This window comes from Stenotrophomonas sp. CCNWLW57 (genome assembly GCF_037203925.1).
Taxonomy (GTDB): Bacteria; Pseudomonadota; Gammaproteobacteria; order Xanthomonadales; family Xanthomonadaceae; genus Stenotrophomonas; species Stenotrophomonas rhizophila_A.
Genome location: NZ_JBBCBJ010000006.1, coordinates 209,301 through 235,030, shown reverse-complemented (window position 1 = coordinate 235,030; position 25,730 = coordinate 209,301). Strand labels below are relative to the sequence as shown.

Genomic DNA, 25,730 nt, shown 5'->3' with positions numbered 1-25,730 from the left:
GAGGGCGCAGATGATTACTCGCAGAAGTTTCCTTGCCACCAGCGTGGGCGCGCTCAGCGTGCCCCTGTTGTCGGCCGGGTGTTCACGTTCCACCGGTGACGCGCCCGATGGCGCGCGCCTGTTGACCGCAACCGATGTGCATGTGGCCGACTACCCCACCGTGACCGCGGTGAAGTGGATCGGCCAGCAGCTGGAAGCGAAGACCGGCGGCCGCCTGCGGCTGCGCCAGTACCATTCGGGCCAGCTCGGCCGCGAATCGGAAGCGATCGACATGGCCCGCTTCGGGGTCATCGACATCACCCGCGTGTATTCCGGCGCGCTCAACAACGCCTTCCCGCTCACCCAGGCGCTGTGCCTGCCCTACGTGTTCGATTCGGTGGCGCACATGCGCCGCGCGCTCGACGGCGGCGTGGCCGATACCGTGCTGCGCGGCTTTGAAAACCGCGACCTGGTGGGACTGGCGATCTACGATTCGGGCGCGCGCTGCTTCTACAACACCAAGCATCCGATCGTGGAACCGAAAGACCTGCACGGCCTGAAGCTGCGCGTGGCCTCCTCGGACATCTTCATCCAGCTGATGCGCCTGCTGGGCGCCAACCCGACCCCGATGTCGCTGGGCGACACCTTCTCGGGCATGGAAACGCACATGATCGACGGTGCGGAAAACAACATGCGCAGCTTCCACTCCAGCCGCCACTTCGAGGCCGCGCGCTACTGGTCGCAGAGCGACCATTCGTATGCGCCGGACGTGCTGCTGATGTCGCGTCGCAGCTTTGAATCGCTCAGCCCGGAAGACCGCCAGCTGCTGCTGCAGACGGCGCGCGAATCGGTAGGGGTGATGCGCCAGCAGTGGGACGCCTCGGAAAGCACCGCCCGCCAGGCGGTGGCCGACTTCGGCATCCAGTTCAACGAGGTCGACATGCCGGCCTTCCGCAAGGCCGCCGACCCGTTGCTGCAGCAGTACCTGCAGCAGCCGGAGCTGGCTGCCCTCACCCGTCGCATCCGCGACTTCGCCTGAGGCCTGCCGCGATGTCCGACCCGACTTCCGAAACCGCCGTAGACCTGCGCACGCTACCGCAGCGCGCACTCGACCGCATTGCCGACATCACCATCTACATCGCCGTACTTGCCCTGCTCGGGCTGGTGGTGGTGCAGGGCTGGCAGGTGTTCGCCCGCTATGTGATCAACGATTCGCCCAGCTGGACCGAGCCGGTGACCCTGCTGCTGCTGGCCACCGCCATGAGCCTGGGCGCGGCCACCGGTGTGCACACCCGACGCCACTTCGGCTTCTTCCTGCTGGCCGCGCACATGGGTCCCGGCCTGCGTCGTGCCGTGGACGTGTTTGCCTCGTTCGTGGTGGCCCTGCTTGGCGTGGTGATCGCCTGGTGGGCAGCCGTGCTGCTGCTGGATGGCCTGGACATCAAGACCGCCGGCGCCAACCTGCCGCAGAGCATCAACTACCTGCCGCTGTGCATTGGCGGTGCGCTGATGGCGGTGTTCGCCGTGAACCAGATGGTGCAGGCCGTGCAACCGGCCGTCGCTGAAGCAGAGGGAGACCGCTGAGTCATGGGTATTACGATTCTTTTCACTGTATTCGCGGTGCTGCTGCTGCTCGGCGTGCCGGTGGCCTATGCGCTGGCCGCGGCGGCGCTTGCCACCCTGTGGTACCTGGACCTGCCGACGCTGGTGCTGGTGCAGCAGATTTCGGCCGGTACCGGTTCGGCCTCGCTGATCGCCATTCCACTGTTCATCTTCGCCGGCGAAATCATGATGCGCGGCGGCATCTCCGAACGACTGATCGCGCTGGCCTCGTCGCTGGTCGGGCGCATGCGCGGTGGCCTGGGGCAGGTGTCGATCCTGTCCTCGCTGTTCTTCGGCGGTGTCTCCGGTTCGGCCATCGCGGACGTGTCTGCGGTTGGCGGCACGATGATTCCGCAGATGGTCAAGCGGGGTTACGACCGCGATTTCGCGGTGAACGTGAGCATCACCGCCGCGCTGGTGGCGCTGCTGGTGCCACCCTCGCATAACCTGATCCTGTTCTCGGCCGCCGCCGGTGGCGGCCTGTCCATTGCCGACCTGTTCGCGGCGGGCATCGTGCCGGCGCTGTTGATGACCGTGGCACTGATGGTCACCGGCTACGTGGTGGCACGCCGTCGTGGCTACGGGGTGGAAGTGTTCCCGGGCTGGCGCGCGGTGTTGCTGCGCATGGTCTCCGCCCTGCCCGGCCTGGGCCTGGTGGCGTTGATCTTCATCGGTATCCGCGCCGGCATCTTCACTGCAGTGGAAAGCGCGGCCATTGCCGTGGTCTACGCGTTGCTGGTGACCACGGTGCTGTACCGCCAGCTCAACTGGCGCGAGTTCCTGGGCACGGTGACCCATGCGGCGCGCAGTACCGGCGTAATCCTGTTCGTGATCGCCACCGCTGCCGTGTTCGGCTGGCTGCTGGCGTTCCTGCAGGTGCCGGCGGCGGCGGTGGACTTCCTGCAGTCGTTCGCGCACAGCCAGTTCATGGTGCTGCTGATGATCGTGGTGATGTTGCTGCTGCTGGGCACCTTCATGGACCTGGCACCGATGATCCTGATCTGCACGCCGATCTTCCTGCCGGTGGCCAAGGCCTACGGGATCGACCCGATCCACTTCGGCCTGGTGCTGGTGCTGACCGGCGGACTGGGCCTGGTGACCCCGCCGGTGGGCTCGGTGCTGTTCATCGGCACGGCAATCGGCAAGATCAGCGTGGGCGAAAGCATGCGTTCGATCTGGCCGTTCTGGTTCGCGGCGGTGGGCGTGCTGCTGATCGTGACGTTCTTCCCGCAGCTGTCGCTGTGGCTGCCTGCGCTGCTGCGCGCCTGACCGCACGGCGGCCCACTGCCGCCATCGCTGACGTGGACCCGCCCCGCACGGGCGGGTCCTGCACCGAACCAGGGAGACACCCCATGCGTATGAAGACCCTGCTGGCCGGGCTGGCCACCGCCGGCCTGCTGCTCGCCGGCGCCCTGCATGCCGCCGATGTGCCGGCCACGTCGTGGAAGCGTGGCATCGAGAACCAGCGCCAGGCCGACCTGGGCAACGGCACCTTCCTCAACCCGGTGTTCGCCGGCGACCGCCCCGATCCTTCGGTGCTCAAGGATGGCGACGACTACTACCTCACCCTGTCCTCCTTCGACGCCTACCCGGGCCTGCCGATCTGGCATTCGCGCGACCTGGTGAACTGGCAGCCGCTGGGCCACGCGATCACGAAGAATGTCGGCGCGATCTGGGCACCGGACATCGTCAAGCACGACGGCCGCTACTTCATCTACTTCCCGGCACGCACCGGCGAAACCCGCAGCAACTTCGTGGTGTGGTCGGACAACATCCGCGGGCCGTGGAGCGAGCCGATCGACATCGGCCTGGGCGGCTACATCGACCCGGGCCACGCGGTGGGCGAAGACGGCAAGCGCTACCTGTTCCTCAGCGGCGGCGCCTACGTGCAGCTGGCCGACGATGGCCTGAGCGTGGTGGGCAAGCCGAAACACGTCTACGACGGCTGGAAGTACCCGGAAAGCTGGGACGTGGAGGCCTACGCGCAGGAAGGCCCGAAGATCAATTTCCACAACGGCTGGTACTACATGACCACCGCCGTGGGCGGCACCGCCGGACCGCCGACCGGGCACATGGTGATCACCGCGCGGTCGCGCTCGATCCACGGGCCGTGGGTGAACGCGCCGAACAACCCGATCACCCGCACGAAGTCCGCCAGTGAGCCGTGGTGGTCGCGTGGCCATGCCACCGTGGTGGAAGGCACCGACGGGCGCTGGTGGATGATCTACCACGGCTACGAGAACGGCTACTGGACCCTGGGCCGCCAGGCACTGCTGGAGCCGATCGAGTGGACCGACGATGGCTGGTTCGTGGCCAAGGGCGGCGATCTCGGCCAGCCGCTGGCCAAGCCCTCGGGCGAGTCGGTGGGCCAGCACGGCATGGCGCTGTCGGACGACTTCACCGGCAAGACCCTGGGCGCGCAGTGGTCGTTCTTCAACCCGGCCCAGGACGAGTACAAACGCCTCGGCTTCAGCGCCAACGGCCTGACCCTGCAGGGCAAGGGCGACACCCCGAAGGACAGCTCGCCGCTGACCGCCATTGCCGGCGACCAGGCTTACCAGTTAGAGGTCGAAATGGACATCGCGCCCGGCGCGGTGGGCGGTGCCCTGCTCTTCTACAGCGACCGGCTGTACGTGGGCGTGGGCAGCAACGGCGAGAAGTTCATCATGCACCGCTACGGCGAGGAGCGCCCCACCCGGCTGGCCCCCAGTGCCAAAGGCGGCAAGCTGTGGCTGCGGGTGACCAACAACCGCCACATCGTGACCATCCATTCCAGCACCGACGGCAAAACCTGGCAGAAGTACCCGGTTCAGATGGAAGTCTCCGGCTACCATCACAATGTGGCCGGGAAGTTCCTCGCCCTGAAGCCGGCCCTGTACGCTGCCGGCGACGGCAAGGTGACCTTCCGCCAGTTCCGCTACCGCGCCCTTGATTGAGGGCGCCGGTAGACTCCTTCGACCTCTCATGGTTTGAACACATGTCACTGCGCAGCAAGACCGACCCGTCACCGCACGGGTTGACCAAGGGCAAGGCCGCCACGATCAATGACATCGCGCGGCTGTCGGGTGTATCCAAGAAAACGGTTTCGCGGATCATCAACAACTCGCCACTGGTGCGCAAGGACACCCGTGAGAAGGTGGAAACGCTGATGCGCGAGGTGGGCTACACGCCCGACCCGCTGGCGCGCGGGCTGGCCTTCCGCCGCTCGTTCCTGATCGGCATGGTTTACGACAACCCCACCGCGCAGTACATCGTGGACATGCAGTACGGCGCGCTGGACGCGCTGCGTGGGTCCAGCTTCGAACTCGTGGTGCACCCGTGCGATTCGCGCAGCCCCGGCTACATCGAAGGCGTGCGCCGCTTCGTGCAGCAGCAGAAGCTGCACGGTGTCATCCTGGTGCCGCGTGCCTCGGAAGACCAGGCGCTGGTGGACATGCTGGATGAGATCGGCTGCCGCTTCACCCGCATCGCTGCGCTGCCGCTGGATGACACCTCGCAGATGGTGGTGACCCACGACCGCGACGGCGCGGCCGAAGCGGCCGATTACCTGCTGTCGCTGGGCCACCGCGACATCGCGCTGGTCACCGGCCCCAGTGCCTACCGGTCGGCGCACGAGCGCACCGCCGGCTTCATCGATGCCCTCGCCCAGCGCGGTATCGAGCTGCCGCCCGGGCGCATCGTGGAAGCCGGCTATACCTTCGAATCCGGTGTGGCCGCCGCCGAGAAGCTGCTGCTGGGCAAGCAGCGCCCCACCGCGATCTTCACCGGTAACGATGAAATGGCCGCCGGTATCTACAAGGTGGCGCTGCGCGCGGGCATCAACATTCCGCGCCAGCTGTCCATCATCGGCTACGACGACAGCCCGCTGGCCTCGCGCCTGTGGCCGTCGCTGACCTCGGTGCGCCGCCACACCCGCGACACCGGCCGCACCGCCGCCGCGATGCTGGTCCAGCCCGACGGCCAGGCCGCGCTGCAGATCGCCAGCGTACGCCCGCACCTGATCGTGCGCGATTCGTGCCAGCCGCCGGAGGACTGACGGGACGGTGCGGGTCACGACCAACGGTCGTGACCTACCGGCAAGGTAGCCCACCCGACCGAAAGCCCCACGAGATGATTCCACGTGGTAGGTCACGACCGTTGGTCGTGACTTCCCACCGATCCCGCAATGCAAAATGACACCGGTTTCCTCCTTGGCTAGAATGGGGGAAATCGCGCCGGGGCCGCCCCGTCGGCCCACCCCTGCTCTGGAGACGCCATGTACTGCAAGACCCACTACGCCACCCATCCCGACGCCATCAAGGGCGCCAGCAACGACGACCTGCGCGAGCTGTACCTGCTCGACGGCCTGTTCAATGCCGACGCAGTGACCCTGAAGTACACCCACTACGAGCGCTTCGTGCTCGGCGGTGCGGCCCCGGTGAAGGGCCCGGTGTCGCTGCCGAAGCAGACCGAACCGGCCTCCGCCGCCGGCCACGCGTTCCTGGAGCGCCGCGAGCTGGGCATCATCAACGTCGGCGCCGGCAGCGGCACCGTCACCGTCGACGGCACCGTGTACACGCTGGGCCCGAAGGACGGCCTGTACGTGGCCATGGGCAGCGAAGAGGTGGTGTTCGCCTCCGACGACGCGGCCAACCCCGCGCAGTTCTACCTGGCCTCGACCCCGGCGCACGCGCGCTTCGAGACCAAGCAGCTGTCCATCAAGGATGCAGTTGCGCTGGAACGCGGCGCGCTGGAAACCAGCAACGAACGCACCATCTACCAGTACATCGTGCCGGCAACCTGCCAGTCCTCGCAGCTGCTGCTGGGCCTGACCGTGCTGAAGCCGGGCAGCGTCTGGAACACCATGCCGCCGCACCTGCACGACCGCCGCAGCGAGGTCTATTTCTACTTCGACCTGGGCCAGAACGACCGCGTGTACCACTTCATGGGCGAGCCGGACGCGCAGCGCCACATCGTGATCCAGAACAACGAAGCGGTGGTGTCCCCGCCGTGGTCGATCCACATGGGTGCCGGTACCAGCAACTACGCCTTCATCTGGGCGATGGGCGGCGAAAACCTGGATTACACCGACATGCACGTGCTGGACATCTGCCAGCTCAAGTAACCCACACCGCATTGGATAAGGACCGTAACCGCAATGGCTAATCCGTTCAGTCTGGAAGGCAAGGTCGCCCTCGTTACCGGTGGCAACACCGGCCTGGGGCAGGGCATCGCCGTAGCGCTGGCCCAGGCCGGCGCCGATGTGGCCGTGGCCGGCATCGCGCCGCCCACCGACACCATCGCAAAGATCACCGCGCTCGGCCGCCGCTGCCTGGCGGTGGAAGCAAACCTGATCAGCATCGAGCCGGTGGAGCGGGTGATCCGCGAAACCATCGAAGGGTTGGGTGGCCTGGATATCCTGGTCAACAACGCCGGCCTGATCCGCCGCGCCGATGCGGTGGACTTCAGCGAGCAGGACTGGGACGACGTGATGAACGTCAACATCAAGTCCGCGTTCTTCATCTCGCAGGCTGCCGGTCGCCACTTCATCGCGCAGGGCCGCGGCAAGATCATCAACATCGCCTCGATGCTGTCCTTCCAGGGCGGGATCCGGGTGCCGTCGTACACCGCCAGCAAGAGCGGCATCGCCGGCATCACCCGCCTGCTCGCCAATGAGTGGGCCAACAAGGGCATCAACGTCAACGCGATCGCCCCGGGTTACATGGCCACCGACAACACCGCCGCCCTGCGCGCCGACCAGGACCGCAACAAGTCCATCCTCGACCGCATTCCGGCCGGGCGTTGGGGTACCCCGGAAGATCTCGCAGGTACGGCCGTGTTCCTGGCGTCGAGCGCGTCAGACTACGTCAATGGTTCGGTAATTCCCGTTGACGGTGGTTGGCTGGCTCGGTGATGCATGGGTATCGACCAACGGTCGATACCTACCGGGATCAGATCGTCGGCCGCGAACCCGCGGCGCAAGACCGGTAGGTACCGACCGTTGGTCGGTACCCCCGCCAAACGTCCTGACGGTAGCGCCGGCCGTTGGCCGGCCCTCCTGGAGCCCGAACATGCACCGCTTCCTGCTCCCGATGCTTTTGTTGTTCGCGGCGGTCACCACACACGCGGCGCCGCACCGTGTTTTCATTGCCGGCGATTCCACCGCTGCCGACTACGGCCCCGAGCGCGCGCCGCTGATGGGCTGGGGCCAGGCCCTGCCAAGTTATCTGGACCCCGCGGTCTGGCAGGTCCGCAACCACGCCAAGGCGGGCCGCAGCGCGCGCAGCTTCATCGAGGAAAAACGCCTCGATGCGATTGCGGCCGAGATCCAGCCCGGCGACGTGCTGCTGATCCAGTTCGGCCACAACGACGCAAAATTCGAAGACCCCACCCGTTACGACGACCCGGACGCCGCCTACCCGCAGTACCTGATGCGCTACGTGCAGCTGGCCCGCGACAAGCGCGCCACGCCGGTGTTGATCACTCCGGTGGCGCGGTTGCTGTACGACTTCGGTTCGCTGCTGGACACGCACGGGCTGTACACCCAGGCGGTGAAGCAGCTGGCCGCGCGCGAACAGGTGGCGCTGATCGATCTCAACGCCAGCTCCACCCGCTGGATCCGCGCGCTGGGCGAGCAGGGCGCCAAGCCATACTTCATGTTCGTACCCGAACAGAACAAGGCCGACGGCACCCATTTCAGCACCGCCGGTGCCACCGCGGTGGCCTGCCTGGTGCTGCGTGACTGGGTGGCGTTGCAGCCAACGCTGAAGCCGGCCTTGAAGCGCGACATCGACTGCGACGTAAGCCAACCCGCAGGGCAGGGCAGCGACCCAGCCAAGCCCTCGCGGGTGGTCCACGAGCGCGATATCGGCATTTCGCAGCCGGGACCGCATGGCGGCGCCGGCCCGACCACGGCGTACCCGTTCTTCGCCGACGACAAGGACCTGCCGTTCGTGCTGCGCAAGCGCGTGCTGCACAAGGGCGCCGGCATCGGCCTGCACCCGCAGCACAAGGACGAGATCTATTACATCGTGAGCGGGCAGGGCAGCTACGTACTGGATGGCAAACAGTACGACGTGGCGGCCGGCGACGCGCTGCTTACCCGGGTGGGCAGCCTGCACGCGCTGCAGCAGCGGGGTGAGCAGGATCTGGTGGTGCTGCTGGCGTACCCGCGGTGAAGGCGCAGCCGGGCAGGGCCCGGCTCTACCGACGCTAACCTTCAAAAGCCTCTGAAGCTTTTGAAGGTTAGGTGGCTAAACTTCAAAAGGCCCGGTGAATTGCGTCAGCGAACGGCGTCACACGTCGCCGCCTTCCGCCCAGCCTTCGCCGGTGCCCTTCTGGAACACGCGGTCGCCTTCCTGCACATCACCGGCCGGCAGGTGCTCCTGCGTTTCCAGCGCGGCGTAGGTCGGGGTGAAGTCCGGCGCAGTCGCTTCCATCAGCTGCTCGTAGCTGTCGATGACGAAGTAGGTCTTCTGGAAGGTATCGATGCGGTAGCGGGTGCGCATGATGCGCTCCAGGTCGAACCCGATCCGGTTCGGCGCAGCCGATTCCAGCGAGTACAGCGATTCGCCCTTGGACGAGACGATGCCCGCGCCGTAGATGCGCAGCCCTTCGGGCGTGTTGATCAGGCCGAACTCCACCGTGTACCAGTACAGGCGGGTGAGGTGCTGCAGTGCTTCGGGGCCGATCGCGTGCGCCTTGACGCCGCCGCGGCCGTAGGCGGCCATGTAATCGGCAAACACCGGGTTCATCAGCAACGGCACGTGCCCGAACAGGTCGTGGAACATGTCCGGTTCGGCGATGTAGTCGATCTGGTCCGGGCGGCGGATCCACCAGGTGACCGGGAAGCGGCGGTTGGCCAGGTGGTCGAAGAAATCCAGTTCCGGCAGCAGGCCTTCCACGCCAACCAGGGTCCAGCCGGTGGCGGCGCCCAGCACTTCGTTGAGCTGGTCGAAGCGCGGAATCATGTGCGCGTTCATGCCCATCTCGTCCTGCGCCTGCAGGAACTCCTTGCTGGCCCGGCCCACCAGCAGCTCACGCTGGCGCTGGTACAGGGTGCTCCAGGTGGCGTGGTCGTCGGCGGTGTAGCTTTCCCACGGCTGTTCCACCACGGCGGTGGTGTACACCGGCACGTAGCCCTTGTCGGTCTGCTGGTGTTCGACGCGGCGGGGGGCAGTGGCGGTTTCCATCGAGGTGGGCTCCTGGGAAGTGACCCCTTGATGCTAGGGCAGGGCGCGCGCAAGAGGATTGCAAAGTTGCGCAGATCTGCCGACCTGGCGCAATATCGTTGCGTCCAATCAATGTTGCGGAGCAGCAATGTCCGGAGATGCCCAGTTCGACCGCACGGATCTGCGTCTTCTGGCGGAGATCCAGCAACATGGCCGCGCCACCAACGCCGAACTGGCGGCGCGGGTGAACCTGTCCCCGTCGGCCTGCCTGCGGCGGGTGCAACGGCTGGAAAGCGAAGGGGTGATCGCCGGCTACGGCGCGCGACTGGAACCGCGCCGGATCGGGCTGGGGCTGCAGGCCTTCGTGCGCGTGCAGCTGGAAAAGCACGACCAGCACGCCATCGGCGTGTTCGCTGACAGCGTGGTGGACTGGGACGAAGTAGTGGCCTGCCATGCGCTGACCGGCGACATGGATTACCTGCTGCACATCTACGTGCGCGACCTGGAGCACTTTTCCAGCTTCCTGCTGGACAAGCTGCTCAATGCAGCGGGCGTTGCCGATGTGAACTCCAGTTTCGTGCTGCGCACGGTGAAGGACTTCAGGGCGTTGCCGTTGTCGCAGCTGGAATGACGCAATTCGTCATCCAGCGGTAGAGCCGACTGTTAGTCGGCTGCCCTTTGCGGCGACTCCAACGCCTGCGCCGAGAGCAGCCGACTAACAGTCGGCTCTACCGCGGGCGACGTCCAGCGACAACGTGGTTTACCCCTCGCACTTTTCCTTGCGGCCCATCAGCTTGCCCACGCGCGAGGGTTCGTCGCATTTCGGCTTGGGCGGGGGCGGCGCCGCTGCAGCGGCGCGGGCCTTCTGCAACTGCTGGATCTTGGCGCGGATCTGCGGCATTGCCGCCATCGCGGCCTTCTCGCCCTCCAGGATCGCGTAACCGCGCTGGCTGAAATCGGCCGCGCCGATGTCCAGCACCTTGGGGCGGATGATGATGTCGGCACGCGCCAGTTCCTGCTCGCCCAGGCGCTGGCCCATGATCGAGATGGACTGGTTGACGATGCCCAGCATGCCGGTCGGCGATTTGCCGCTGGCCTTGCTGGAGATATCCACCGCGATGACGAAGTCCGCGCCCAGTTGGCGCGCGGCATCCACCGGCACCGGGCTGACCACGCCGCCGTCGACGAACAGGTTGCTGCCGATCTTCACCGGTTCGAACACACCCGGGATGCTGCTTGAGGCACGCACCGCTTGGCCGACGTTGCCACGCACGAACACCGCGCGATCGCCGGTATCCAGGTTGGTAGCCACGGCCGCGAAGGGCTTCTTCAGCTTTTCGGCCGGCTTGTTGTTCACCTGCGCGTTGACGTAATCCTGCAGCTTCTGGCCCTGCACCAGGCCGCCGGAGAACAGGCGCACGTCGCGGATGCTGGCCTCATCCAGGGCCACGGCCTTGGACTGCATCTGGAACGCGTCCATGCCGCTGGCATACAGCGCGCCGACCACGCTGCCGGCGCTGGTGCCGGACACCACGACCGGTTCGAAGCCATTGGCTTCCAGCATCTTGATCACGCCGATGTGCGCGAAGCCCTTGGCCGCACCGCCGCCGAGTGCGATGCCGATCTTCACCGGCTTGGCCGGTGCGGCAGGCACCACCACGGGGGTGACCGGCGTGGGGCGGGCGTTTTCGCCGCCGCAGCCAGCCAGCAGGCCGAGCAGGGCAACAGACAGCGTCAGGCAGGTGCGGCGGAAGGCGGTCATGGCGTCTGCGGAAAGTGAATGGGCAATAGCATAGCGGTAGCGCCGGCCGTTGGCCGGCCTTCGAGATGGTTGGGGCGGGGGGCGTTTAGCGGGGCGTCGGGCCGACCATGGCGCGCGCTGGCCGCGCGGGTGATGCGTGGCGCGTGGCTGCTCGGTAGTACGTACTGGGTAACGGCGCCAGCAAAAAAGAGGCCCGCTTGCGCGGGCCTCTCGGTGCCTTTCGGCCAAATGTACTGCGTGTGCCTTTCGGCCAACGCCACCAGTTTATGGACCAGGGTCGACGGGTGCAAGCTGAAACGAAGCCATCGAGCTGTCAAGAAGGCCGTGGAATCAACGGGTTGCCTCGGATTCAGGGGCTTCCGGAGGCCTGGGGGAGTGCTGGGGTTCTCGATCCATTTGCGACAAATCGCGCACGGCGTCGAGGAGGCCTTGGCAGCCGATGGCCCTAATCACTGCACGCTGGATGGACGCGAGGCAGTCATCAGACACCCTTGGGGGTGGCGAACCGCGTCGATTCAGTGGCCTCAGGCGGTTCCGGTCGACCGTCTGGACCATGTTGGACTTAGCCCAGCAGGTCGGTGCGTTCCGGTACCTGACAAGGTCGGGCAGTTGGGAACGCTCCAGACGGACATGCAGTCCTCTGGCCTCGCCCGCTTTCCGGGGATTGCTGTGGCAGTCCTGCGTGGTGCTGATGGGGACGACCAGATACTGGCCCTTGTGGTCTCCAAGGATTACAACGGGACGGGGCTTCTGGATCTCGTAGGGAATAGGGCCTTGGAACTCGGTTCTGGTGTACTCGGTTCGGCCATTGGTCCCAGCCATGACTGGCGCTCCGTCCGGGTCCAGGAGTGGGCGGTATCTGCCGAAAAGACATTCGTAAATCTCGCCGCGCTTGATTCGGGAATTCATTGCAGAACCCTTTCTGGATCGCCCGGTTTGTAGCACCAGCCGCGATCGAAGACGGGTACTGATCCACCATTCGGGTGTGACCATCGTCGCGCCAGGAAGGCATCCACACGAACCCGCCTGAAGGCAGAAGCCTTTCCAGGCGCTATGGCCAGATCCACTGCGTCATTCTGCGCGGAACTCGTTGTCGTGACTGGCTACGCAGCGTCTAACCACCGTTCTGGGCTTCGGGCAGCAGCGATTCGGAGCCGGTGCCGTTCCCTGAAGGCGTTCATCCAGCCGTTCCCGTTTCACATTTCCGGGACCGGATCCTGATAATCAGTGGTCCGCATTTGCGACGCTGTTGTTGTACTGCAACAATTGTCTGGTAGCGCCGGTCCACCACCCTTCCCAACACAGCCTAATCGCCATGTTCCCGAACCGCACTGCCCACGGCCGTACTCCGTCCGTGCATCCCCTCGTTGTCGCGCTTGCCGCCCTGCTGCCATTGACGGCCGCAGCCCAGGACGCCCCCGCCACCAAGGATCCGGTAGCACTCGACACCCTGCAGGTCACGGCCCAGCGCCGCGTCGAAAACGCCAAGGACGTGCCGGTCTCGATCTCGGCCATCCAGGGTGAAAAGCTCGAGGTGCTCGGGTCCGCCGGCGACGACATCCGCTTCCTGTCGGCCCGCGTGCCGAGCCTGAACATCGAATCGTCCTACGGTCGTGCCTTCCCGCGCTTCTACATCCGCGGCCTGGGCAATACCGATTTCGATCTCAATGCCTCGCAGCCGGTGTCGCTGGTGTATGACGACGTGGTGCAGGAAAGCCCGCTGCTGAAGGGCTTCCCGCTGTTCGACCTGGCCGGCGTGGAAGTACTGCGCGGCCCGCAGGGCACGCTGTTCGGGCGCAACACGCCGGCCGGCGTCGTGAAGTTCGATTCGGCCCGCCCGTCGCAGGATGCCGATGGTTACGTCAAAGTTTCCTACGGCACCTATGACACCTGGAACACCCAGGCTGCCTACGGTGGCCCGCTGACCGACCGCTGGTCCGCGCGCGTGTCGGCCCTGTACCAGCGCCGCGACAACTACGTGGACAACACCCGCCCGAACGCACCGGCCGAAGGCTTTGAAGGCTACGACGAAGCCGCCGGCCGCGTGCAGTTCCTGTACGAAGGCGACGAGTTCGAAGCGCTGTTCAACCTGCACAAGCGCAAGCTCAACGGCACCGCGCGCCTGTTCCGCGCCAACATCATCCAGCCGGGCAGCAACGCGCTGGTGGAAAACTTCGACCGCGACAAGGTCTCCAACGACGGCGAGAACTTCTCCGAGCTGGAGACCTGGGGCGGCAGCGCGCGCCTGCAGTGGAACCTGGGCAGCGTGACGCTGCACTCGATCACCGGTTATGAAACCGCCGAATCGCTCAACCATGGCGACATCGACGGCGGCTACGGCGCCAGCTTCCTGGGCGCCGGCAACTACGGCCCGGGCTTCATTCCGTTCCCGTCCGAATCGGCCGACGGCCTGCCGCACCACCGCCAGTGGACCCAGGAATTCCGCGTGGAATCCAACGAGTGGGGCCGCTTCGACTGGCAGGCGGGCGTGTTCTACTTCGATGAAGACGTCACCATCGACAGCTTCAACTACGATTCGCTGACCCCGGGCAACCCGCAGACCGGCCATGCCGTGCAGAGCCAGCGCAACCAGGCGTGGGCAGCGTTCGCGTCCGGCGATTTCGACGTGACCGACAAGTTCAAGCTGCGCGGCGGCGTGCGCTACACGCAGGACAAGAAGGACTTCACCGCCAGCGTGCTGCAGGCGGTGCCGGGTGGCACGCCGGTGAGCGGTCCGTACATCGCCAACACCGATGTCGACGATGTCAGCTGGGATCTGAGCGGTGTCTATCAGATCACCGACAACGTCAACACCTACGCCCGCGTGGCCAAGGGTTTCCGCGCGCCGTCCATCCAGGGCCGCCTGGCCTTCGGTGGCGTCTCGCAGGCCGACTCGGAGAAGGTGATTTCGTATGAAGTGGGCGTCAAGGCCGACCTGTTCGACCGCCGCGCGCGCCTGGGCTTCAACATCTTCCGCTACAACGTCGATGGCCAGCAGCTGATCGCGGTGGGCGGCAGCAACAACACCGCCACCCTGCTCAATGCCGACAAGACCATCGGCCAGGGCGCGGAGCTGGACTTCGAAGCCTACCTGACCGACCACGTGCTGCTGACCCTGGGCAGCAGCTACAACGACACCGAGATCAAGGACCGCGACCTGGCGGTGGCGATCTGCGGTGGTGGCTGCACCATCACCGATCCGACCACCGTGATCAATGGTGGCACCTACGCGCTGGTCAACGGCAACCCGTTGCCGCAGGCGCCGAAGTGGATCCACAACCTGACGCTGCGCGCCGGCTTCCCGATCAACGATGCCAGCGAGCTCTACGTCTACACCGACTGGGCCTACCGCAGCCCGGTGAACTTCTTCCTGTACGAGTCGCCGGAATTCCGCAGCCGCTCGTCGCTGGAAGGCGGCCTGCGCCTGGGCTACAACTGGGATTACGGCCAGTACGACGTGGCCGTGTTTGGTCGCAACCTGACCAACCAGACCCGCGTGGTGGGTGCGATCGACTTCAACAACCTGACCGGCTTCCTCAACGAACCGCGTACGTTTGGCGTGGAGTTCACGGCGAAGTTCTGATCGGGGTGCGCAGCAGGTAGACGAAAACGGCGCGGAGCAATCCGCGCCGTTTTTTTTGACCGTCGAGCACAAACCGGTAACGCCGACGGTGGCGCCGACGGTAACGACGACGGCAACGCGGACGGTAACGCCGACGTTAACTCCGACGTTAACTCCGACGTTAACTCCGACGGTAGTGCCGACTGTTAGTCGGCAGCTCTCCCTTCCGAGGTCATGAACGCCGGACGGGTGGCTTCGGCCGGGCGTAAACGTCGGTGCCGCTTCCACAATGGCAGTCATTCGACTTCGGATGCTTGCGCCGCGCTGCGCGCGGTCGCCGACTAACAGTCGGCGCTACGAATTGCTGGCGAACGCCCGTGGATCTGGATACGTCGCGAATTGCTGGCGAACGTCCGTGGATCAGGATACGTCGCGAATTGCTGGCGAACGCGATCAGATCCGGATGCGTCACCATCGGGCGACCCAACGTCACAGCGCGCTGGCGGGTCGCACCTTCAGTACCGTTTCCTCGGCCGCGCAATCGCGGCTGACGGTTGCGCCTGCCTTTCGGGCTGCGGCGATTTCCTTTCGGGCGGCCAGCAGGTCGCGGTTGAACTCGGCGTTGTCGTGCAGCCTCGCCACCGCCGCCGCGCCCATGAAGCGCCCTTCGAGAATGTCGCTCTGCCAGTGCACGTTGCACACCAGGCGGCTTTCACCGTAGTTGCGGCCGCGGGCCTGGATGGCGTCGGCGCGCTCGGGGACGACTTCCGACAGGATCAGCGCCCACGCCCAGCCGATGGAGGTGTGGCCGGACGGGTAGGAGCCATTTTTGCGCAGGCCTTCTTCATCCTCCGGCGTGCAGGTCGGTTCGCCATTGACCATGAACGGGCGCGCGCGCTGGTAGTGGTGCTTGGCGGCGCGGGTGGCGGCGCTGGCATCGATGCGGCTGCGCTCTAGCAGGCGGTACAGCGCGGGGGTCTTCTGCGCATCCACGTCCAGCCCGATCGCGCAGGCGAACTGGTTCGCGCCCTCGGGGAAGCTCAGTTCGGCATCGCGGTGGGCCTGCGCGAAACGCGGGGTCTCGCGCAGGGCGCGCGCCTCCCGGCTGACCTGCTCGTCCAGCGCGAACCCGGCCGAGCCCGCCGCCGGCGGGGCCGGCACCAGCGCCAGGCTGTCCGGTACCGCGTCGGCCGCCAGGTAACCCACCGCCTTGGTCACCACCGAGGCCTCCACCGGCGTGGCCGGCGCGGCCACCGTGGTACAGCCGGCCAAGGCCGCAATCAGGGCGGTGGCCAGAAGGGGGCGCAGGAACGGGGCGGAAGCGGCAGCGTGCATCGGCAGGTCTCAAAAGCGTGAAGCGCGCATGATCGCAGCTTCCCAGGCCCCTGCCAGCGGCCACTGGTCATGCCGCCAGACCCGGCATGGCGCCGTGAAGGGCCGCGTTGGGAGTCGTTTCAAATGATAGGAATCCTCTACTGGTTCACGGAAACCGATTCGCAGGCGGAATAGCTTCTGTCGGCAATCAGGGGGATCACCGGGAAAGGGAGTCACAGGATGCAAAGCACTGCAGTGGGGAAGGGCGCGGGCCTGGCCTTGGGAATGATGCTGGCCTGCGCCAGCGCGCACGCCGCCGACGTGGTGGGCGTGGCGTTCGTGCACGGCACCGGCAAGCAGACCGACGCGCGCGCTGATTACTGGCAGCCGGGCATCATCGACACGGTACGCCAGGGCCTGCCCAACAGCGCCAATTACACCGTAGTCAACTGCGATTTCGAGCAGTACATGTGGAAGCCTGAAGCGGCCGGTTGCCTGGCCGGGCAGCTCACCACCTTCATCAACACCCGTGGCATCACCAGGCTGGTGGTGATCACCCATTCCAACGGCGGCAACGTGGTGCGCTGGATTCTGTCCAACCCCACCTACGACAGCCGTTACCCGAAGCTTATCCAGACCATCAGCAAGGTCACCGCGCTGGCGCCCTCGTCGGCCGGCACGCCGCTGGCCGACGCGGTGCTCAACGGCAACGCCTTCGAAGCGTCGGTCGGCTGGCTGCTGGGTTACCAGAACGATGCGGTGCGCATGCAGCAGGTGGGCTGGATGGCCACCTACAACGCGCAGAACCTGTACGGCACTTCCGGTCGTCCGGCGCTGCCCAAGCCGTTCCGCGCGGTAGTGGGTTCGGATGTGGAATCGGCGGTGTGGGACAGCAACAGCTACTGCGGTGGCTATGCGCAGAACGTGGGGCTGGAGCTCACCCAGAACTGGCTCGACAGCTGTTCCGATGGCTTCCTGGAATGCAGCAGCCAGAAGGCGGCCGGCAGCGTGCTGTTCACCGACAAGGCGCGCACCAACGGCGCCGAGCCGCTCAGCCACAACCAGAGCCGGCGCGAATGCTTCGGCCTGGGCGCGATCCTGCGCAACGACCTGACTCTCTGAGGAGCACGCCATGACGTCACGATTGATGCTTGCCATGGCCGTCGCCTCGGCGCTGTTCGCGCTGCCGCTGCACGCCGCCCAACCGCTGCAGGCCGCGCGCGGCACCGACCAGGTGGCCCCACGCGTGGAACGCGCGCCGATGCCCGATGCCACGGTGGAACGCGCCCCCGTGCGCTTTGCCTGGGCGCTGGACCCGACCCGGGCGCTGAGCGCGCCGGCCCCGTTCGTTGCACTGAGCCGCAGCTACTGGGACACCGTGGATGCGGCCACGCTGCAGCGCGGCCTGGAGCTGCCGCTCACCGCGCCGGATGCGGTGATCCAGGTCAGCCCGGTGCAGGGCGCCCGCGCGCTGGAGGTGGAGCAGCTGCAGGTGCGCGACCCCTCCGGTGCGTTGGCGCTGGACAAGGTGGTCGATGCCCAGCAGCTGCGCGCCGCAGGCATGGGCGTGGGCGAGGGCAGCGCGATGGCGCGCACCGGCGCCAGCACGGCGGTGGGCACCTATCGCCTGCAGGCCGCGCAGGCCCAGGGCCGCTACGTGGTGCAGGTGCTGGAGCCCAACAGCCCGATCGCGCTGACCCTGCAGGCCGACCGCCAGCAGGTGCTGGCCGGTGGCAGCGTGCTGTTGAACGCACGCCTGCAGCACGACGGTGGCAACGCGGCGCGGGCGGCGGGACGCTCGGCAGCGCGCACGCTGCCGGCGGGCGGCGAAGCACTGCTGGTGGCACCGGACGGGCGCAGCTGGCCGGTGCCGCTGGTGGCCGGCAAGGACGGCCTGCGCGCGCAGGTGACCATTCCCGAGGATGTGGGGCAGGCACAGGGGCTGTGGGAACTGCAGGCCTTCGTGACCGCGCAGGGCGTGCAGCGCGACGCCAAGGTGGCGTTCGCCGTCGCCTGGCCGACGGCGCGCTTCAGCGGCCAGGTCGAGGTGGATGCCGCCCGGCGCCAGGTGCGGCTGCCGCTGCAGATCGGCGCGCCGGGCCGTTACGAGGCGCGCGGCACGCTGCACGCCACCGGACCCGACGGCAGGCTGCACCCGGTGGCGCAGGCGCATAGCGCGGCGTGGTTCGATGCGGCCGGTGCCGGCGAACTGCTGCTGGCGTTCGACACGGTGGCATTACCGGGTGGCTACGGCGCCCCCTTCGAACTGCGTGACCTGCAGTTGCAGGACCAGGGCCGGATGGCCCCGATCGAAAGCCGCGCCGTAGCGGTGCGGTTCTGATGGAGGCCGGGGGCGGCAACGCCGCCCCCGGCTGTCACCCCGCGAAGGCGGTCAAGCGGCCCTCGTGCTCGACGACCTGGATCGGCCCGCCGAATACCTCCGACAGCGGCCCATCCTGCAGCAATTCCGCCCGTGTGCCATCGGCCGCGATCCGGCCGCCGCGCAGCAGCACCACGCGTTCGATTTCCGGAATCACTTCTTCGATGTGGTGGGTCACCAGCACCAGGGTGATGCCCTGCGCGGCCAGCGTGCGCATGGTGGCGATCAGGTGCTGGCGCGCCACCAGGTCCAGCCCGGTGGACGGCTCGTCCAGCAGCAGCGCCTGCGGCCGGTTCACCAGCGCACGGGCGATCAGCACGCGCCGGGTTTCACCGGCGGACAATTCGGCATAGCCCCGGTGCAGCAATGGCAACGCCCCGGTCAGTGCCAGCGTCTCGCGCACCCGCGCGCGCATGTCGTCGGTGACCTCGCGGAACGCGGGCACCACGAAGCTGGCGAAGAACCCCGACAGCACCGCTTCTTCCACGGTCAGCCCGGGCATGTCGGCCAGGTTGCTGCTCAGGTCACCGGTGACGATGCCCAGCTGCGAGCGCAGCCGGTCCACCTGCCAGCGGTTCTGCCCGAGCACGCGCACGGCGACGGTGCCGTCCGCGTGCGCCAGCGGGTACAGCTCACGGGTGATGAGCTTGATGAAGGAGGATTTGCCGCAGCCATTGGGGCCGAGCAGCGCGGTGTGCTGGCCCTGGGCGATGCGCAGGCTCAGGTCATGCAGCACGCGGACCTGCCCCCGGATCACACAGGCGCGGTCGAGTTCGATCAGGGGGGCGGCGGCGGCGATGGCCGGCGGTGGGGTGGCAACGGTCATGAATGCGGGGGCAATGCTCACGAAGGGGGAAAACAACTGAATGACTGCGCAAAAATCGCATCAGACGGATGAAGTTTGCAACGTCTGGCCCCATGATGGATCCACCTGTCACCGTTTCCCTGCTGGCCATCACGGCCCGGAGTCCTGCGATGCTCGATACCCTCATCAACTTCCTGACCGGCGGTGTCGTCGGCCTCGGCTGGTGGGGCATGGGCCTGGTGCTGCTGGTGTTCACCCAGCTCACCATCTTTGCCGTCACGCTCTACCTGCATCGCAGCCAGGCGCACCGCGGCGTCGATTTCCACCCGGTCATCGCGCACTTCTTCCGCTTCTGGACCTGGCTCACCACCTCCATGATCACCAAGGAGTGGGTGGCCATCCACCGCAAGCACCACGCCAAGGTGGAAACCGACGAAGACCCGCACAGCCCGGTGACCAAGGGCATCGGCACGGTGTTCTGGCGCGGCGTGGAGCTGTACCGCGAAGCCCGTGGCATGCGCGCGGACATCGAACAGTACGGCCGCGGCGCCCCGGAAGACTGGATCGAGCGCCACCTGTACACCCCGCACGCCAACCTGGGCCCGGTGGCCCTGTTGGCGGTGAACCTGCTGCTGTTCGGCCTGCCCGGCGTGGCCCTGTGGGCGATCCAGATGGCGTGGATTCCGTTCTGGGCCGCCGGCGTGGTCAACGGCCTGGGCCACTGGTGGGGCTACCGCAACTTCGAGTCGGCCGATACCTCCACCAACCTCACCCCGTGGGCGTTCTGGATCGGCGGCGAAGAGCTGCACAACAACCACCATGCCTTCCCCAGCTCGGCCCGCTTCTCGATGCGCCGCTGGGAGTTCGATATCGGCTGGGCGGCGATCCGTGGCCTGCAGGCCGTGGGCCTGGCCAAGGTGCTGCGCGTGGCGCCCAGCATGGACGTGCGCCCGAACATCGCCGTGCCCGATGCCGAAACCCTGAAGGCCCTGCTCTCGCACCGCTTCCAGGCCATGACCGATTACCAGCGCAATGTGTTCGTGCCGGCCCTGCGCGAAGAAGCCGCGTTTGCCGGTGCCAAGCTGCGCAAGCTGCTGCCGCGCCGCATGCGCCGGGGCCTGGTCAACGACGGCCGCTGGCTCAAGCCCGATTGCCGCGCCGAACTCAGCAGCTGGGTCGAACAGCGCCCGCGCATCCGCGTGCTGGTGGAACACCGCGCGCGCCTGGCCGCCCTGCTGGAAGCCCGTGGCAACGATGCCGCCGAACGCCTGAAGCTGCTCCAGGCCTGGTGCCATGAAGCCGAGGCCAGTGGCATCGCCGCGCTGCAGAACTACGCCGCGCGCCTGAAAGGCTACGCGCTGACGGCGCACTGACCGGTGCGGCCTGGCCCTCGCACCACCGGAAAGCGCCGCCTTGTGCGGCGTTTTTCCTGCGCGTCCCTGTTGCTGCTCGCCGCCGCCGCGCAGGCCCAGGTCACCGACACCGGCAGTTACCTGCAACGCATGGATGCTGATGGCGACGGCAAGGTCAGCGTCGAGGAGTATGTGCAATGGATGATGTACGCCTTCGACCGCATGGACCGCAACGCCGACGGCGTGCTCGGCGCCGATGAACTGCCCGGCGGCAAAGGCAGGCCGATCACCCGCGAGCAGCAACGGCAGACGATCATCGAACGCTTCCACAAGCAGGACGCCAACGGTGACGGCTTCCTGAGCGCGAAAGAACTCGCCGCCCCACCCCGATGACACCGCGCACCCGCCTGCCATTCCCCCATGCCTGAACTTCCCGAAGTAGAAACCACCCGCCGCGGCCTGGCCCCGCATTTGGAAGGCCGCCGCGTGCACGGCGTGATCCTGCGCCGGCCGGACCTGCGTTGGCCGATTCCCGACGAAATCAGCGCGCTGCTGCCAGGCCAGGCGATTGAAGGCGTGCGCCGCCGCGCCAAGTACCTGCTGCTCGACACCGCCATCGGCAGCGCAGTGCTGCACCTGGGCATGTCCGGCAGCCTGCGTGTACTCCCGGGGGATACCCCGGTCCGCGCGCACGACCACGTGGACATCAGCCTGGACAACGGCCGCCTGCTGCGTTTCAACGACCCGCGCCGGTTCGGCAGCCTGCTGTGGCAGCCGGCCGGGGACACCCATCCGCTGCTGGCCGGGCTGGGCCCGGAGCCGCTGGACGACGCCTTCGACGGCGACTACCTGTTCCAGCGCAGCCGCGGCCGCAGCGCCTCGGTGAAGACGTTCCTGATGGACCAGGCCATCGTGGTCGGGGTGGGCAACATCTACGCCGCTGAAAGCCTGTTCATGGCCGGGATCAATCCGCTGCGTGAAGCCGGGAAGATCTCGCGTGAGCGCTACCAGCGCCTGGCCACGGCGGTGAAGCAGATCCTGGCCTATGCCATCACCCGTGGCGGCACCACCCTGCGCGATTTCATCAACCCCGACGGTGCCCCGGGCTATTTCGAGCAGGAACTGCTGGTCTACGGCCGTGAAGGCGAACCCTGCCGACAGTGCGGGCGCGCCCTGCGCCACGCCACCATTGGCCAGCGCGCCAGCGTCTGGTGCGGCCACTGCCAGCGCTGAACTGTCCTACGCATCTGCAGGAAGCGGCGCTATAGTCGGCCAAACGTCACCGGCGGGGGTGTGCGATGGACGAAAGCCCGGATATCACCGTATGGCTGGATTCGGCCCGGTCGGGCGACCGTGCCTCGCTGGACCGGGTGCTCACCCTGCTCTACCAGGAACTGCACAGCATGGCCCGGCGCCAGCTGGCCGGGCAGCAGGGGCGCACCCTGGATGCCACCTCGCTGGTCCACGAGTCCTACCTGAAGCTGCTGGGCGCGCGCGGCGCGGCGCGCTTTGAAGACCGCGCGCACTTCTTCGCCTATGCCGCCTCGGCCATGCGCAGCGTGGTCGTGGATTACGCGCGCAACCGGCTGGCACGCAAGCGCGGTGGCGATCTCAAGCGCGTGGCGGAAATTCCGGAAAACAGCAGCAGCGGCGTGCGCCTGGATGAAGACCTGCTGGCGCTGGATGTGGCGCTGGCGCGGTTGCAGGCGGTGGACGGGCACCTGGCCAAGGTGGTGGAACTGCGCTACTTCGCGGGGTTGTCGGAACAGGAAATCGCCGATCTGTGCCAGCGCTCGGAGCGCAGCATCCGGCGCGATTGGCAGAAGGCACGGATGTTCCTGCTGGCGTCGGTCCGCGAGGACTGAGCACGGCGGCAGTCGGGTTCCCGCGCGAGGGCGCGGGCGGATGTGCACGGTGGCAACACAGCGCCCGGGGAAGGGACGATGGACGCAGTGCGCTGGCGGCAGCTGTCGACGCTGCTGGATCAGTTGCTGGAACTACCCCACGACCAGCGCGCCGCACGCCTGGCGCAGCTGCGCGCGGCCGATGCGACGCTGGCCGACGACCTGGAGCGGCTGCTGGACCACGAGCAGGAAAGCCAGGAATTCCTGGCCCAACCGCTGTGGACCGCCGCACCGGAAGACAGCCGCGCCGGCACCCACATCGGTCCGTATCGGTTGCTGCGACAGCTGGGCGAAGGCGGCATGGGCGAAGTGTGGCTGGCCGAGCGGGCCGACGGGCTGTGCCAGCGCCAGGTAGCGCTGAAACTGCTGCGCAGCGGCTACGCCGACCCCGGCCTGCGCCAGCGCTTCAGTCGCGAACGCGAAATCCTGGCGCGCCTGCAGCACCCGCACCTGGCGCAGCTGCTCGACGCCGGCGTGGACCTTCAGGGCCAGCCCTACCTGGCGCTGGCCTACGTGGAGGGCGAGCCGATCACCGATTACTGCCAGCGCCTGCAGCTGCCGCTGGAACGCCGCCTGCAGCTGATGCTGCAGGTGTGCGCGGTGGTCAGCCACGCACACGCCAACCTGATCGTGCACCGGGACCTGAAGCCGTCCAACATCCTGGTCACCGCCGCAGGCGAAGTGAAGCTGCTGGATTTCGGCATCGCCAAGCTGCTGGACGACGAGCAGGCGCGCACCAACGCCGCGCACCCGCCCACCGAAGCGCGCGCCTTCACCCTGCATTACGCCGCACCGGAACAGGTACGCGGCGAACCGGTGACCACGCTGACCGATGTGTATTCGCTGGGCGTGGTGCTGTTCGAGGTGATCACCGGGCGCAAACCTTACCGCCTGCGCCGGCACAGCGATGCCGAATGGGAGCGCTCGATCCTGGAAGTGGATGCGCCGCGCGCCTCCAGCATGCTGTTGCGCGGCGACATCACCGATGCGGCGGCTACGCCGGCGGCGCGGCGCCTGGCCCGACGCCTGCGCGGTGACCTGGATACGATCCTGCTCAAGGCGCTGCAGAAGGACCCTGCGCAGCGCTATGCCTCGGTGGAAGCGTTGGCGCAGGACCTGCAGCGCTTCCTGGAGGGCCGCCCGATCCACGCGCGCCCGCAGCGTTCGCTGTACCGGCTGCGCAAGTACCTGGGGCGGCACCGCTGGGGCGTGGCGCTGGCTGCGGTGGCGATCCTGGCACTGGCGGTGCTCGCGGCACTGGCGGTGTGGCAGATGCAGCAGGCGCGGCGTGAGATCGCGCGTGCGCAGGCCATGCAGGATTTCACCATCGGCCTGTTCGACCGCGCCGCCAGCGTGCGCCACGGCAGCTTCGATGTGCGCCAACTGCTGGCCACCGGGCAGCAGCGCGGCGAGGCGGAGCTGGCCGACCAGCCATTGCCGCTGGCCGACCTGGAAGGGGTGATCGGCCGGCTGCGGATCGGCATGGGCGATTACGCGCTGGCGCTGGAAACGCTGGATCGGCAGCGCGCGCTGCTGGACCAGGTCAAGCAGGTGCCGCCCGGGCTGCAGCTGGAAGCGGTCACCCAGCGCGGCCGCGCGCTGCGCATGCTGGGCCGCTCGCGCGAGTGCGTGGCGCACATGACGCCGATGCAGGCGCTGGCGGCCGAGCAGCGTCAGGCGCTGCCGTCGGTGGTGGCCGAGTTCCACGCCCAGCTGGGCCGCTGCCAGCAGCTGCTGGGCTACCGCGATGAAGCCCGCGAAGGGTTCGAGCGTGCGCTGGCACTGCGCCGCGACATCACCCACGACGCCACCGGAATGGCCGAGAGCCTGTCCGACCTGGCCGCACTGGAGAGTGACGACGGCAACGCACAGGCTGCGCTGACCGGCTACCGCCAGGCCCTGCAGCTGCTGCAGGCGCGCACCACCGACCGCCACCCGCAGCTGGTCACCCTGCGCCGCCACCTGGGCGAAATGATGGCCGCGCAGGGCGACCTGGACGGTGCCGACCGCAGCCTGCGCGCGGCGTGGACCGACGCGGTCAGCCTGTACGGCAATGACCATCCCGAAACGCTGACGATCCGCCGCCTGCGCGCGACCCTGGCCCTGCAGCGCGGCGATCTGGCCGAGGCCGAGGCCGCCCTGCAGCAGGTGCACCGGCTGACCCGCCAGGCGCTGGGCGAGCAGCACCGCGACACTGGCCAGACCTGGCATGCGCTCGGCCGCTCGGCGCTGGAGCGCGGCGACAACGCGGCGGCGGTGGAGGCATTCGGCCGCGCGGTGGCGATCTGGCGCCAGCCCGACTGCATCGGGCTGCTGCCGCAGGGCTTGTACGACTATGGCAACGCGCTGGCCGAGGTCGGCCGCTGGCAGGATGCGCTGGCCGCCTTCCACGAGGGCCGCCAGTGGCAGGCAGCGCAGCGCGGCGACGACGATCCGGAGGTGCAGCGGGGCGACCGCCGCATGGCCGAGATCATCGGCGAGCATGTCGACCCCTGGCAGGCCGGCGAGCGCCTGGCAAAACTGATGCGGCAATCCGCGCGGGGTGGCCCGGAGGCCCGCCTGCAGCTGCAGGCGGTACAGCTGGCGTGGGGACGCAACCTGCTCCGCATGGACCAACCGGTGGAAGCACAGCGCGCGCTGCAGCCGCTGACCGAGGGCGGGGCGATGGATCCGCGCAGCGTCAACCTGCGCTGGCTGGCACGGACCGCGCTGGGCCAGCTGGACTGCACGCGGGCGCCGGCACGGGGGCGCGAGGCACTGGTGCGGCTGCAGGCAGAAGTACGCGCGCAGCGGCCGCAGGGCGGCCGCATTCCCCGGCAGATCGAGCAGGCGCTGCAGGCCTGTGGCAGCAAGCGCCTGCAGGCGCGCACCATCCAGCCTGAACGCAGGCCCGGCGCCACGGCGGCGAATTAACGTTCAC

The 25,730-nt window shown here is 67.5% G+C and carries 21 protein-coding genes; 17 read left to right on the top strand and 4 right to left on the bottom strand.

Going from position 1 to position 25,730, the window contains the following annotated elements; translation table 11 throughout:
- Positions 1–10 precede the first annotated feature (10 nt).
- The 8 genes from V9K91_RS15755 to V9K91_RS15720 all read left to right on the top strand — a co-directional run bounded on the left by V9K91_RS15755 (position 11) and on the right by V9K91_RS15720 (position 8,738).
- Positions 11–1,018 carry a TRAP transporter substrate-binding protein gene (locus tag V9K91_RS15755; RefSeq protein WP_336443611.1) on the top strand — a complete coding sequence of 336 codons (1,008 nt, stop codon included), beginning with the start codon at positions 11–13 and terminating at the stop codon, positions 1,016–1,018.
- 11 nt (positions 1,019–1,029) lie between these two features.
- Positions 1,030–1,563, top strand: a complete 534-nt coding sequence (locus V9K91_RS15750; protein ID WP_210132924.1) for a TRAP transporter small permease — start codon at positions 1,030–1,032, stop codon at positions 1,561–1,563.
- 3 nt (positions 1,564–1,566) lie between these two features.
- The gene (locus V9K91_RS15745) at positions 1,567–2,850 is read left to right on the top strand and encodes a TRAP transporter large permease (RefSeq protein ID WP_068848098.1); all 1,284 of its coding nucleotides are present in this window, start codon (positions 1,567–1,569) and stop codon (positions 2,848–2,850) included.
- Between the two features lie 89 nt (positions 2,851–2,939).
- Entirely contained in the window at positions 2,940–4,517 is a 1,578-nt protein-coding gene (locus tag V9K91_RS15740; protein WP_336443654.1) for a family 43 glycosylhydrolase, read from the top strand.
- Positions 4,518–4,558: 41 nt separating this feature from the next.
- Positions 4,559–5,617, top strand: a complete 1,059-nt coding sequence (locus V9K91_RS15735; protein ID WP_093535383.1) for a LacI family DNA-binding transcriptional regulator — start codon at positions 4,559–4,561, stop codon at positions 5,615–5,617.
- Between the two features lie 219 nt (positions 5,618–5,836).
- Positions 5,837–6,685 carry a 5-dehydro-4-deoxy-D-glucuronate isomerase gene (gene kduI, locus V9K91_RS15730; protein ID WP_068848104.1) on the top strand — a complete coding sequence of 283 codons (849 nt, stop codon included), beginning with the start codon at positions 5,837–5,839 and terminating at the stop codon, positions 6,683–6,685.
- 33 nt (positions 6,686–6,718) lie between these two features.
- Positions 6,719–7,474: a 2-dehydro-3-deoxy-D-gluconate 5-dehydrogenase KduD gene (gene kduD, locus V9K91_RS15725; RefSeq protein WP_093535379.1), complete on the top strand. Its 756-nt coding sequence runs from the start codon at positions 6,719–6,721 to the stop codon at positions 7,472–7,474.
- A gap of 157 nt (positions 7,475–7,631) precedes the next feature.
- Entirely contained in the window at positions 7,632–8,738 is a 1,107-nt protein-coding gene (locus V9K91_RS15720) for a GDSL-type esterase/lipase family protein (protein ID WP_336443613.1), read from the top strand.
- A 117-nt stretch (positions 8,739–8,855) separates the two neighbouring features.
- On the opposite strand, the gene phhA is transcribed toward V9K91_RS15720, so the two are convergent.
- Positions 8,856–9,752: a phenylalanine 4-monooxygenase gene (gene phhA / locus V9K91_RS15715; RefSeq protein ID WP_336443614.1), complete on the bottom strand. Its 897-nt coding sequence runs from the start codon at positions 9,750–9,752 to the stop codon at positions 8,856–8,858.
- A 127-nt stretch (positions 9,753–9,879) separates the two neighbouring features.
- Between phhA and V9K91_RS15710 the strand changes: the two genes are divergently transcribed.
- Positions 9,880–10,362, top strand: a complete 483-nt coding sequence (locus V9K91_RS15710) for an Lrp/AsnC family transcriptional regulator (RefSeq protein WP_068848115.1) — start codon at positions 9,880–9,882, stop codon at positions 10,360–10,362.
- A gap of 129 nt (positions 10,363–10,491) precedes the next feature.
- On the opposite strand, the gene V9K91_RS15705 is transcribed toward V9K91_RS15710, so the two are convergent.
- Positions 10,492–11,493 carry a patatin-like phospholipase family protein gene (locus tag V9K91_RS15705; protein ID WP_336443615.1) on the bottom strand — a complete coding sequence of 334 codons (1,002 nt, stop codon included), beginning with the start codon at positions 11,491–11,493 and terminating at the stop codon, positions 10,492–10,494.
- 1,315 nt (positions 11,494–12,808) lie between these two features.
- Here V9K91_RS15705 and V9K91_RS15700 point away from each other — a divergent pair.
- Positions 12,809–15,076 carry a TonB-dependent receptor gene (locus V9K91_RS15700; RefSeq protein WP_336443616.1) on the top strand — a complete coding sequence of 756 codons (2,268 nt, stop codon included), beginning with the start codon at positions 12,809–12,811 and terminating at the stop codon, positions 15,074–15,076.
- Between the two features lie 468 nt (positions 15,077–15,544).
- Here V9K91_RS15700 and V9K91_RS15695 read toward each other — a convergent pair whose 3' ends face one another.
- Complete coding sequence (locus V9K91_RS15695) at positions 15,545–16,390, bottom strand: phosphatase PAP2 family protein (RefSeq protein WP_068848120.1); 846 nt, start codon at positions 16,388–16,390, stop codon at positions 15,545–15,547.
- Positions 16,391–16,609: 219 nt separating this feature from the next.
- Here V9K91_RS15695 and V9K91_RS15690 point away from each other — a divergent pair, with 219 nt between their 5' ends.
- On the top strand, positions 16,610–17,491 hold the full coding sequence (locus tag V9K91_RS15690; RefSeq protein WP_184126318.1) for a hypothetical protein: 882 nt from the start codon (positions 16,610–16,612) through the stop codon (positions 17,489–17,491).
- A 10-nt stretch (positions 17,492–17,501) separates the two neighbouring features.
- Positions 17,502–18,710: a DUF4785 domain-containing protein gene (locus V9K91_RS15685; protein ID WP_336443617.1), complete on the top strand. Its 1,209-nt coding sequence runs from the start codon at positions 17,502–17,504 to the stop codon at positions 18,708–18,710.
- A gap of 34 nt (positions 18,711–18,744) precedes the next feature.
- Here the strand turns inward: V9K91_RS15685 and V9K91_RS15680 are convergent, their stop codons facing one another.
- Positions 18,745–19,575, bottom strand: a complete 831-nt coding sequence (locus tag V9K91_RS15680; RefSeq protein ID WP_095362428.1) for an ATP-binding cassette domain-containing protein — start codon at positions 19,573–19,575, stop codon at positions 18,745–18,747.
- A gap of 149 nt (positions 19,576–19,724) precedes the next feature.
- On the opposite strand from V9K91_RS15680, the gene V9K91_RS15675 reads away from it, so the two are divergent.
- The 5 genes from V9K91_RS15675 (at position 19,725) to V9K91_RS15655 (ending at position 25,723) form a co-directional block, all read left to right on the top strand.
- Positions 19,725–20,927 carry a fatty acid desaturase gene (locus V9K91_RS15675; RefSeq protein ID WP_068848128.1) on the top strand — a complete coding sequence of 401 codons (1,203 nt, stop codon included), beginning with the start codon at positions 19,725–19,727 and terminating at the stop codon, positions 20,925–20,927.
- Positions 20,928–20,993: 66 nt separating this feature from the next.
- A complete protein-coding gene (locus V9K91_RS15670; RefSeq protein ID WP_255220451.1) occupies positions 20,994–21,299 on the top strand; it encodes a hypothetical protein in 306 nt (101 codons plus the stop codon).
- A gap of 27 nt (positions 21,300–21,326) precedes the next feature.
- Positions 21,327–22,139 carry a bifunctional DNA-formamidopyrimidine glycosylase/DNA-(apurinic or apyrimidinic site) lyase gene (gene mutM / locus V9K91_RS15665; protein ID WP_210132933.1) on the top strand — a complete coding sequence of 271 codons (813 nt, stop codon included), beginning with the start codon at positions 21,327–21,329 and terminating at the stop codon, positions 22,137–22,139.
- A gap of 65 nt (positions 22,140–22,204) precedes the next feature.
- Positions 22,205–22,771 (top strand): ECF-type sigma factor, encoded by a 567-nt coding sequence (locus V9K91_RS15660; RefSeq protein WP_068848134.1) that lies wholly within the window; start codon positions 22,205–22,207, stop codon positions 22,769–22,771.
- Between the two features lie 78 nt (positions 22,772–22,849).
- Positions 22,850–25,723 (top strand): protein kinase, encoded by a 2,874-nt coding sequence (locus V9K91_RS15655; RefSeq protein WP_336443618.1) that lies wholly within the window; start codon positions 22,850–22,852, stop codon positions 25,721–25,723.
- Positions 25,724–25,730: the final 7 nt, after the last annotated feature.